Genomic DNA, 12,318 nt, shown 5'->3' on the forward strand with positions numbered 1-12,318 from the left:
CGGGGATGTCGGGCTCGAGGCATCCGTCTCGATCTGGCTCACCGAGGTCGACGGCACCCTGCTCCTCGTGCTCGCCGAGGCGCTCGGCGGAGACGTCACCCTCACCGTCCGGGAGTCGGCAGACCTCGACGAGGATCTCGACCTGCTGCGCAACGGCTCGGTGCGGTTCGCCGAAGCAGTGCTGCCGCGAGACGTGCCGCGGGGCCGCATCGCGGCGACCGGGTTCATCCGGCTGCAGGTCGGCGATGACATCACGACCGACTCCAACAGCGTGATCATCGCCGGCGGCGGGATCGACATCTTCGGCGACTGGCTGAACCTCGACGCCCACTACGGCACGACGATGGTCCTGCGCGGCGACATCACGCCGGGTGCGGCATCCGTCACCAACGTGTGGGGCGACACGGACGTCGACACCATCCAGCTCGGTGACCCCAGCGGGATCGACCCCAGCAACACCAAGACCACGTACGGATCGGCCGGATACATCCACCTCGGCGGCGACACGCGTATCCACGGCGGCCAGAACTCCTCTGCCACCGACGGCCCCGACGGCGAGGACAGCTTCACGGTCTACTACCTGCAGACCATGGATGTCGCAGCCGGCCACACCCTCATGCTCGACGGCCAGGCAGAGACAGATCACTACACCTTCTACACGACAGGCAGCCGGGGGAGCCCGCGCAACTACATCGCGAACGTGCTCGACACCGGTGCACCGGGCGACGGCGTCGATGAGCTGTGGGTCTACGGCGCCGACAGCAGTCTCAACGGCTATCTGAACGCGACGACGCCGTACCCGATCGACGACCTCTTCCTGCTGCGCCGCGTGACCGGCATCGACGGCGAGACCGCGGACCGCCCCGGCATCGTGGCGCTGCTGCACACGACACTCGCCTCCGCGGCACCGGGCGGAGTGGCCCTCCTGGCGGAGAACGCCTTTGCCGTCGAGCGGATCGGATACGACACGGGCCTGAACGGCCGACTGTTCGTCCTCGGGCAGGGCGGCAACGACTACTTCGCGAGCGACGACACGACAGTGCTCGTGACGCTCGACGGCGGGGCAGGCAACGACACCTTCCAGATCGGGCAGCTCTACGGCCTGCAGCGCGACGCCACAGAACGCACGGGGGCCACCGGCTTGACGACCGGCGGTTCGCTGCACCCCAACGACGTCTTCGCGACCATCGCGACGACCCGAGGCTGGCTGTCGGCCGGTGCGAGCGCGCCGCTGGTCGTACAGGGCGGTGCGGGTGACGACTCGTTCACCGTCTACGCCAACCAGGCGCCGCTGCGGCTCGAGGGCGACGACGGCAACGACCTGTTCGTGGTCCGAGCCTTCGCGCTCGCCGAGACTGATGCGCAGGGCGAGATCGTCTGGTTCGGCGACCCCGCCAACCAGGTCGCCAGGCCGAAGCTCGGCGCGAGCCTTTTCTCCACCGCCGCGACGACCGAGGTCCGCACCGGTGCGGGGCAGAACCAGGTGCAGTACAACATCAACGCCCMCGTGTCGATCGAGGGTGGCGCCGGGGTCGACAAGGTCGTCGTGCTCGGCACCGAATTCGCCGACCACATCGTCGTGACCGCCCTCGCGATCTACGGCGCCGGTCTCGCAGTCACGTACGCGGGCGTCGAGCTGCTCGAAATCGATGGGCTCGAAGGCGACGACATCTTCGACGTGCTCTCCACGAAGCCGGGTGTCGCCACCCGTGTCATCGGGGGACTGGGTTCCGATGTCGTCAACGTCGCAGGTGATGTCGCCGGCGCCGTCGTGTCGCGCGAGGTCGAGGGCACGTCGGGCGTCGTCAACCACGACATCACCTCCGCGGACCCGGATTACGCGGGCCTGCCGGCTCCGGGCGTCGACGTCACGGTCGTCCGCGGAGCGCAGAGCCCCGTKATCATCGAGGAGACCAGCGGCTCCACCGGCGTGCGCGAGGGCGGGATCGCTGACACGTATCTCGTCTACCTCGCGCAGCGGCCCACCGACGACGTCTACGTCACGGTTTCGGCGGCTCACCCGAGCAAGGCCACGAGCGGCGACAGCGTGTGGCTGTCGCGCGTCATCGCAGATGCCGTCGACTATGACCGCAACATCTGGATCAACGGCGTCCTGACCCCCGTGCCCGCGCACGCGATCGTCCTCCTCTTCACGCCCGACGCCTGGGACAAGGCTCACGCGCAGATCGTCTCGGTGATCGCCCCGGCCGACGGGGTCTCGGAGGGCGAGAAGACCGTCGTCCTGGGACACTCCGTCATCAGCGCCGACGCATACTTCGACCACGTGCTGGTGCGCGATGTCGCCGTCACCGTGCGCGACGCCGACCGTCCGGCGATCGAGGTCATCCCGATCGGAGCGAACGGCAATCCCGATCTGGGGACGACCGTCATCGAGGGCACCGCGATCACGCAGCTGACCGACCGTGTCATCGTCCGCCTTGCCACGAACCCCGGCGGTGCGGTCACCGTCCGGGTCACGTTGAGCGACCTGCGCGCAACCCTCTCGGGCGTGGGCGTGCACCTCATCTCGACCGGGGTCTACGACATCGACATCCCTGCCGGGCAGTGGAGCACCGGAGTCACCGTGACGCTGCAGGCCGACAACGACACCACTCGGCAGGACCCGCGCTACACGACACTCACCTTCGCGGTGCTTCTCGGATACGCCGCCGCGCCGGTGACGATCGATGCTCTCGTCTATGACGATGAGACTCCCGGCGTCGTCGTCACCGAGACGGACGGCAGCACACGGGTCGTCACGGGCGCCAATGCGGCAGGGGACCAGTACGACATCCGCCTCACCCGTCAGCCCATCGCCGACGTGACGGTGGCGATCGAGACGGATGGACAGACGGATGTCCAGCCCGGTGCCGGCGTGACCTACCAGGCGCACGGAGCCCGGTTCACCGGCACCGTCACGTACACCGCCGGCACCGGCATCCTGGAGCGCGACGACCACCGCAGCTGGCTGGACGCGGGCTTCCTCGAGGGTCAGCTCGTGCGGCTCGGGTCCGGATCGGCGATCTACAAGATCCAGGCGATCACGGGGTCCGCCTTCGACCGCCTCGTGCTCATCGCCACCGGCTTCACCGCCGGCACGGCAGCTGGCGCCGGTGTCACCGTGCAGCAGTGGGCGGCGACGGTGACCTTCACCGCGACCAACTGGTACGTGCCCGTCATTGTCAAGCTCGTCGCCGACGAGGGCTTCGGCGTCACGGGACGAGAGAACCTCAAGACCTTCGCGAAGCAGCTGCATCTGCTCGGCGGCATCCGCGGTCCCCTCGCTGTGGAAGGTGGCACGACCGCCGCTGACCGGTCGCTGCGTCCCGCGGTCCTGCTGCCGGGCGAGGGCAATGCGCCGCTCTTCCAGATCGCTGTGCAGCCGCCTGAGGCCCAGCAGGTCGACGTGCTGAACGTCTTCGCCGACTCCAGCCAGGCGGACCTCGTGGGCGAGCTCACCTCCACCACCATTACGGGGCTCGGCATGAGCACGACCCCGCTCAACCTCGGCGCGCTCCTCGGCGCCGGCGAGACGATGCCGTTCGGCGAGCCGGCGATCTTCCCGGCGGGGATCAGCTACGGCACCATCGTCTACAACCCGGTGACCGGCAGCTACAGCCAGAATGCGGCGTTCAGCACCATCGAGGTCCTCAACATCCTGCTCGGCGAGGGCAATGACTTCCTGACGATCAAGAGCACGCTCAAGCCCGGGCCCGACGGCAGCGGCCCCGGTGCCGTGCCGGCGGTGCACGGCGGGATCACCACGGTGCACGGCGGCGGCAACTGGTACCTCCCGACCGGTGCGATCGGCGGCGACTACATCAAGATCACGGGTGGCGCGGGCCCCGCCTCACCCCTGGTCGTCTACGGCGACACCTCGCAGGACGGGCTCTGGTACAGCGGTKACACGAGTGTCATCTCGGTGCGCGATTTCGGAAGCAAGCCTTACCCCACCGAGCTCGGCGGCGGCGACGCCCACTTCGTCTTCCCTGTGGCCAACGCCTTCACGAATGCGGGCAACGACGAGATCGACGCGAGCGAGCTGACCTTCGCCGACCCCCTGTCGACCATCGGGTTCACCGCCTTCGGCGGCGCGGGCAATGACAGGATCATCGGCAGCGCTGCACCGGATTACCTGGTCGGCGGTTCGGGGAACGACACGATCTCGGGCGGCCGCGGATCCGACCAGATCTACGGCGACAACGGCGTCAACGTCAACGTCATCACCCGTGAGCTCACGATCCCGTGGCTGGACGGGAGCACGTTCGTCAACCGCGATCTCCTCACGCCGGGCGACGACATCCTGCATGGCGACGCGGAGAGCTCGACCGCCAGCACCCCCGACGAGTACGACGACATCGTGTTCGGCGACTACGGCACGGTGCGCCAGGATGTCGAGTCGGCGAGCCTCGGCTCCGGGACGCCGTCCGGCAAGGGATATCTGAACCCCGTTCAGCTGGAGAAGATCGAGACCGCCGGCCGCGTCCGCGAGATCCGGACCACGCGCCCCGCTGAAGGCGGCGCCGACACGCTCTTCGGCGACGGCGGTCGCGACCGGCTCTTCGGCGGCAACGGCGCCGACACCATCGCGGGCGGCGACCAGTCCAACGTCATCTTCGGCGACCACGGGCACCTGCTCTACATCGACGGCACCGCGAACGTGACGATCCTCCACCTGGTGGAGTCGATCGACGAGAGCTTCGGCGGAGTGGACATCATCACCGCCGGCATCCACGACGACATCATCGCCGGCGGGTTCGGCGGGGACACGATCGACAGTGGGCTCGGCGCGAGCGTGGTGTTCGGAGACCACGGCCGGATCACCGGCATCGAGGCGCAGGGTCGGAACCGTCCGATCGACACGGTGACGGCACTCGATGACTTCCAGGTGCCCACCTTCGCCCTGGTCGAGACGATCAACCCGGCGCGCACGGGCGGGTCCGAAGACGGCGGCGACGACACGATCACCACCGGCACGGGCCGTGACATCGTCTTCGGCGGCGCCGGTGCCGACATCATCGTCGCGAACGCGGGGGAGACGCCGGGAGGTCGCGACGGCAACAACGTCGTCTTCGGCGACTACGGCTTCCTCGACTACGTCGCCGGCTACAACCCGAGCCCGAGCAGCCTCGACCGCGTGTGGACGACCGACGAGGCCTACGGCGGGGCCGACCGCATCACGACCGGCACGCGAAACGACTTCGTCTTCGGTGGCAACGGCGCCGACGTCATCGATGCCGGCACCGGCGAGAACATCGTCTTCGGCGACTACGGCCGCATCACGGGCATCGAGTCCCCGGTCTTCAACCGGCCGATTCCTTCCGCGCTGCCAGGCAGCGCGATCGGCTACGCGCCCGACGACTACCCGGTCGCCGTCCTCCAGCTCGTCGAGGGATATGTCCCGGTCGGCGGCGAGTTCGGCGGCGACGACAACCTGACGACCGGCGTCGGCCGCGACATGATCTTCGGCGGCGCGGGCGCTGACCGCATCGTTTCGAACAACGGCCAGGATGCCACCCACCCGGATGGCAACGGCATCGTCTTCGGCGACTACGGCTTCGTGGACTACCTGCTGCGCGGCGCGGTGGGCGCGAGCACCGCCGACGACGCGCACGACATCGAGGTGATCTCGTCGTTCGAGTCGTCGACAGCCCTGGGCGGCGCCGACACGATCACGGCGGGTGGCGCCAACGACATCATCATCGGCGGGGCCGGCGCCGATGTGCTGACGGCGGGCGAGGGCAAGAACCTCGTCTTCGGCGACAGCGCGCGGCTCGCCACGAACCCCGACATTGCAGACACCCACGTCTCGAGCTTCTCGGTGCACGAGTTCCTCATCTGCATAATCGAGACCCTCGGCTTCGCCGACAGCGATGGCGGCGGCGACACGATCTACGGCAGCGACGAGCGCGACATCCTCTTCGGCGGTGCGGGCAACGATGTGATCTACGGCCGTGGGGGCGACGACCTGATCTTCGGCGACCAGGGCAGGGTCACCTGCACGACCACGCCCTACGACCCCGACGACCCCCGCAACGGGGTGTGCGTCGACCTCGGCGGCACGATCGACTTCCGGGCCACCAACGTCACGCAGAAGACCGGGGCGGGCGATGACCTGATCTACGCTGGCTCGGGCAACGACATCGTCATGGGGCAGCAGGGCGACGACATCATCTACGGCGAGGACGGCGCGGACCTCCTCATCGGCGGATCGAACGTCTCCGGCGCCCTCGACGGCAACGACATCATCGACGGCGGCATGGGCAACGACCTGATCGCCGGCGACAATGCCGACTGCTGCCGCCGCCTTGACACTCTCGACCCGCGCATGCAGGTCCTGGGCGGGAGCACCATCTATGGCACCAGCATCCCGAATGGCACCGACGGCCACGCACAGGTCACCGGCGCGATGCAGCGCGATCCCAACGGCGGTGCCCAGTACCGCATCACCCTGCTCGACCACAACGATCAGCTCGAGCACAGTCGCGACGCCGGATCGACGCTGCCGCAGCTGTGGGGCGACGACTACCTCGCCGGCGGTGCGGGCGACGATGAGATCTTCGGCGAGCTCGGCGACGACGTGATCCAGGGCGACGGGTACGTCGACGGACTCGTCCTCGTGGCGTACGCGCACACCCTCACCGCCGCCAACCCCCGTCCTGTGCTCCTGGCCGGCGGGCCGGCCGGGACCAGGATCGGCGCGTGGCGGAGCGCGGACCAGACCATGGCCGACACCCTCGTCGTCCACCCCTCGGTCGAGGCCGGCACCGACGGCGACGACTACATCGAGGGCAACGGCGGCGACGACACGATCTTCGGAAACCTGGGTCAGGACGACATCATCGGCGACTCGTCCGACCTCTACGGCCTCGGCGACAATCAGCGAGTCACTCTGTCGTACAAGGCGCAGGGGATGACCACGTTCTATCGCGACGCGACGGGCAACGTCGTGCAGTGGCGGGTCACGGGCATCTCGGCCGACGGAAAGACGCTCACTCTCACAGGGTCTGCGGTGGGTATCGCAGCCGGGAGCGTGAAGCTCACGCTGTACGGCCCTGGCGTCGCAGAGCCCATCGATGTGACGATCGCCATCGGTGCGGGCGGTGCCATCACCCTGACCGCTGCCGTCGCCTGGCGCACCATCGGCTCGTTCTGCCTGGACGCGACGTGCCGTCCGGCGGGTGCCGACATGATCTTCGGCGGGGCGGGCACCGACATCACCCGCAACGACGTCGGGGATGCGACCACGGGCCCGGATGGCTCGATCAACACGATCGCGACCGGTCACGCCCGCGACGCCGACGTCATCGCCGGCGACAACGCACGCATCCTGCGGTTGGTCGGCACGAACGGCGTCGACTCGGGGAGCTACCTGACGTTCGCCTACGACACCTACGGGACTCTCAAGATCGTCGTCCGGGCCGTCGAGATGCTCGACTACACCTTCGGCGGACCCGCCTACCGGCCAACGCTCCCGGTGACCGACCGGGGTCAGGGCGACGAGATCCACGGCGAGTCCGGCGACGACACGGTCTACGGCATGACCAGCAATGACGTCATCTACGGCGACGGCCAGGACGACGATCTCATCGGCGGGTACGGCGACGACTGGATCTCGGGCGGCACCGGCGATGACGGCATCCTGGGCGACGACGGACGGATCTCGACGAGCCGGAACGGGTCGCCCCCACGCACGGCAGACGGGGCCACCTGTACGGCGAACGGCACGACCTGCTACAGCGAACCGCTCTACGGCATCCTGGCGCTCTTCGGGACCGACCCCGACACCCGCACCACCCAGGGCGATGTCCTCGACGAAGTCATCTACACCCCGGGCCACGTGCAGGAGGAGACGATCAACGTCCGCGGGGTGCTCAACAAGACGGTGAACCTGACGCCGTTCTTCGCCGACCCGAACGACCTCGACCCGCTCTACCGGCCCGCCGGCGGGTACAACGACATCATCTTCGGCGGTCTCGGCAACGACGCGATCCACGGCGGCGTCGGCGACGATGCGATGACCGGAGCCGAGGCTCTCGTCGCCGGCTATGCGCCGAATTACGTCGAGAGCTGCCCGAGCGCCGGGCTGTCGATCAACTGCCCTGCTGTGCGGTCGGGCCTCGTCCGCATCGACTTCGGCCACCCGAACAACCCGGGCGATATCCTCCGCTACAACCCGGACGACATCGACGGCTGGCACTACGACCGCACCCGCCGTGCCGGAGAGTTCGACCTCTACGACGAGTACGAGCCGCGCCGTGCGATCCTCTTCAACCAGACCGGCGAGGTGTGGACCTGCACGGCCTACACGCCCAGCGGACACACCTGCACCGGAAGCACCGGAGGGAGCAATCCCTATCAGGCGGGCTACAGCCTGGAGTGGTTCCTCAACAACGTCACGACCGAGKGTCCCGTCGTCATCGGCTGCGTGTCGTTCGCGAACAACGGCGACTGCCTGAACCCGAATGGGCGCGCGAACAACGACGGTGCGGATGTGCTCTTCGGCGACCTGGGCAACGACTGKATCGTCGGCGGCACCGGACACGACACGCTCTGGGGCGGCTGGGGCAACGACCTGCTCCAGGCCGATGATGACCTGCATTCCGGATGCCTCGCCTCCACGCCCAACGGCACCTGCACCTTGACCGGCGATTCGTGGGTGAACGACGGCCCCGACACGCACCCGATCTACGAGGACCGCGCCTTCGGCGGCGCCGGGCGCGACATCCTGATCGGCAACACCGGCGGCGACCGGCTGATCGACTGGACCGGCGAGTTCAACAGCTACATCGTGCCGTTCGCGCCGTTCGGCATCGCCACCGTCAGTCGCCAGGTGCCCCCGGCGCTGTTCGAGTTCCTCTACGCGCTCTCGGCCGCGCAGGGCGCCGATGCGACCCGCGCCTTCGACTGGAACGCCGACTTCGCTGTCCGCAACGGCGAGCCGTACGGTGAGATCGGTCTGATCACCCAGCAGGACCACGGACTTTGGCAGGACCAGAGCGGCGCCCCGGCGGACCCCCAGGCCGGCAACATCCCGGGCGGCAAGCGTGACGTCCTGCGCAGCGCGAGCTTCGATGACGGCAAGCTGAGCGCCGTCGCCGTCGACAGCGGAGTGTGGGCGGTGTCGGGCGGTGCGCTGTCGGTCTCGGCCGCGTCGCTCGGAAAGGATGCGGCGGCGGTGTTCGTCGTCGATGACACGCTGCCCGTGTACTTCGAGCTGAGCGCATCGGTGAAGGTCACCAAGCCCACCGCCGGCTGGAAGGCGAACGCCTACGTCATCTTCGACTACTACTCGCCGACGGACTTCAAGTTCGCCGGGCTCGACCAGTCGACGAACAAGATCGTGATGGGGCATCGCGACGCGAGCGGGTGGGTGGTCGACGTGCAGGCCGCCGTCGGCAGCATCTTCGCCGATCGGTACTACGCGCTGCTCGTGTCGGTATCGGGGATCTTCGTCACGGTCTCGCTCGATGGAGTGGCGAAGCTCACCTACCAATTCGCGCCGCGGTACGTCGACGGCGTCGCGCGCGGGCTTAACACCGGGTTGGTCGGCGTCGGTTCGGACAACTCGCGGGGCGTGTACGACAGCTTCGTCGTCCAGACCGTTCCTCCCCAGACCACCTTCGACACCACCGAGGACTTCAGCGACGGCATCGCCGACGGCTACACCAGCGCGGGGTCGTGGAGCGTCATCAACGGCGCGCTGAGGGGCACCGGGGGTTCCACCCCGGGCATGAGCATGATGGCGCTGCCGGCGCGGGCCACGGGCGGGACCACCACGACGGTCGCTGCCAGCGTGAATCTCGCTGCGGGTGCGTCGGGTGGATTCGTCGTCGACGGCTACGGCGACACCGATTACAAGTTCGTGCGGCTCGACCAGGCGACCGGAACGGTGGTGCTGGGTCACCGAATCCGCAGCAAGACGGTGGTCGACGCGACCTTCGCCGTCGCTCTGGCGGCCGGAGTCGCCCACCAGGTCGTCCTCACCCTCTTCGGAACCACCGTGACGGTCAGCGTCGACGGCGTCACGGTGGGATCCTTCGCCTACAACGGTGCGGTCGCCGACGGACAGCTCGGCCTCCTGGCGGTGAACGGAGCGACGACCATCGACACCGTGCATGTGACGTACGGCGTGCCCCTCACCTTCTCGCCCGACCCCGTCGCTCCGACACTGAACGTGCCCCCCGCGATCACCCGCCCGACGATCGGCGGCGAGAGCACCCTCGTCATCAGCGACGCCACCCTCGGGACGGCGACTGCCACCGACAACGTGGCGGGAGTGACCATCACGCGCACCGGAGTGCCGGCAGGGAACGTCTTCTCCATCGGCGTCACCACGATCACCTGGACGGCGACGGACGTGTTCGGCAACACGACGGTCGGCACCCAGCTCGTGACGGTGGTCGCCTCGCTCCCCATCGTCTCGGTGGCAGTGACCGACGCCGCAGGCGCCGAGACAGGGAACGACCCCATCGTCTTCACCGTCACCCGGACGGGACCGACGGCGGCCGCCCTCGCCGTCCAGCTGGCATTCGGCGGCGCGGCGTCCGCGGGCGACTACACGGTGACCGTGACCGGCGGATCGTACAGCGGCGGCGTGCTCACGATCGCGGCAGGCGTCGCGACCGCCACCGTCACCGTTCGTCCGGTCGACGATGCCGTCGTGGAGTCCCCGGAGTCGGTGGCGCTCAGCATCCTCGCGGCGGCGGCGTACACCCGCGGTGCCGTGACATCCGCGAGTGGCACGATCGCCGACAACGACATCGCGCCTCCGTCCCCGCCACAGGTCACGGTGACGGCGACAGACAGTGCGGGCGCCGAAGCCGCTGCGAACCCTCTGGTGTTCCAGATCATCCGTACGACTGCGCTGGCCGCGGTGTCGATCGCGCTGACCTGGTCGGGTGCCGCATCCTTCGGGGTGGACTACGCGGTGCAGGTCGCCGGCGGGAGCCTCTCGGCGGACGGGAAGACGCTGACGCTCGCCACGGGCGCGCTGCAAGCGACGCTCACCGTCGTCCCCATCGATGACACGCTTGTGGAAGGTGCGGAGGCCGTCACGCTGACCGTGGGCGCCGGCGCCGGATACACCCTGGGCGCCACCGTAAGCGCGGGCGGCACGATCGCCGACAACGACACGGCGCCTCCGCCGCCGACGGTCTCCTACGTCACGGTCACCGCGCTCGACGCGGCGGGGGCGGAGAACCCGACCGACACGATCCGCTACGTCATCTCCCGCACGGGCAAGACCGATACGAAGATCACGGTCCTCCTCGCGTGGTCGGGTACCGCCGCATACGGCAAGGACTATACGATCACGGCGGTCGGCGGCACGCTCAACGCGAAGGGCACGAGCATCACGCTCAACGCCGGAGTCACCTCCGCCACCATCACGGTCACTCCGCTGCGCGACTCGATCACCGAGGCTGCAGAATCGGTCATCCTGACCCTGGCCGCCGATACGGGGTACACGCTGCCCGGCCAGAAGAGCGTCACGGGAAGCATCACCGAGGCGCCCCTCCCCGTGCCGGCCGCGCTCGCCTCGTTCGCCGTCGAGTCGCTCTCGGCCGAGCCGACCTCCGGCGGGATCGTCATCGCCATGGAGCCGACGGTCATCGCGGTGGTCTCCGCCGCCCAGTTGACGTCCGCGGCTTCCAGCTCGACCGCTGATGGGCGAGCACCTCGTGCGCCCGCACCCCGTGAGTCGATTCCCGCCACCGTGCCACCTCGCGTGAGGCGCCCGCTGCGACGCCCCTGACGACCGTTCTCCGTAGCCGCCGACGCAGGGGGAGCATCACCGATCAGGCGCGGGCGAGAACACTCCGCATCGATAGGCTGGCCGTCGTGAGCGCCCATCTCCCCACCCGAAGCCGGCTCGTCCACGACTCTCTGCGTGCTGCCGGCATCTCCGGTGAGATCGTCGTGCTCCCGGATGCCGCGTCCACTGCGGTGCTCGCGGCCGGCGCCCTCGGCATCGAGGTGGGGGCGATCGCGAACAGCCTGGTGTTCTGGTCGGATGACGCACCGCTCCTGGTGATGACGAGCGGCGCCCATCGTGTCGACACGGCCGCGCTTGCGCAGCGCCTCGGTCGCTCGGCGATCACCCGGGCAACTCCCGACCAGGTCCGTGGGGCCACGGGGCAGGCCATCGGGGGAGTGGCGCCGACCGGGCATCCGGAGCTGCTCACGACCATCGTCGACGAGGCTCTCGCCGGCTACCCCGAGATCTGGGCCGCCGGCGGCACGCCGCACACGGTGTTCCCGCTCACGTTCGACGAACTCGTGCGGCTGACCGACGGTACGGTCGCAAAAGTCGACTGA

At 68.8% G+C, this 12,318-nt stretch carries 2 protein-coding genes (1 of these 2 cut by a window edge); both read left to right on the top strand.

Annotated elements, in window-relative coordinates; translation table 11 throughout:
• Positions 1 to 11,755: the 3' portion of a hypothetical protein gene (locus tag AC1DP3_RS14500; RefSeq protein WP_477294449.1), read on the top strand. The gene continues 21,998 nt to the left of window position 1, outside the view; 11,755 of the gene's 33,753 nt are visible here — the last part of the coding sequence; its start codon lies off the left edge, out of view; its stop codon occupies positions 11,753 to 11,755.
• Positions 11,756 to 11,841: 86 nt separating this feature from the next.
• Complete coding sequence (locus AC1DP3_RS14505) at positions 11,842 to 12,318, top strand: YbaK/EbsC family protein (protein ID WP_477294451.1); 477 nt, start codon at positions 11,842 to 11,844, stop codon at positions 12,316 to 12,318.

Source organism: Microbacterium sp. P5_B6 (assembly GCF_056400345.1).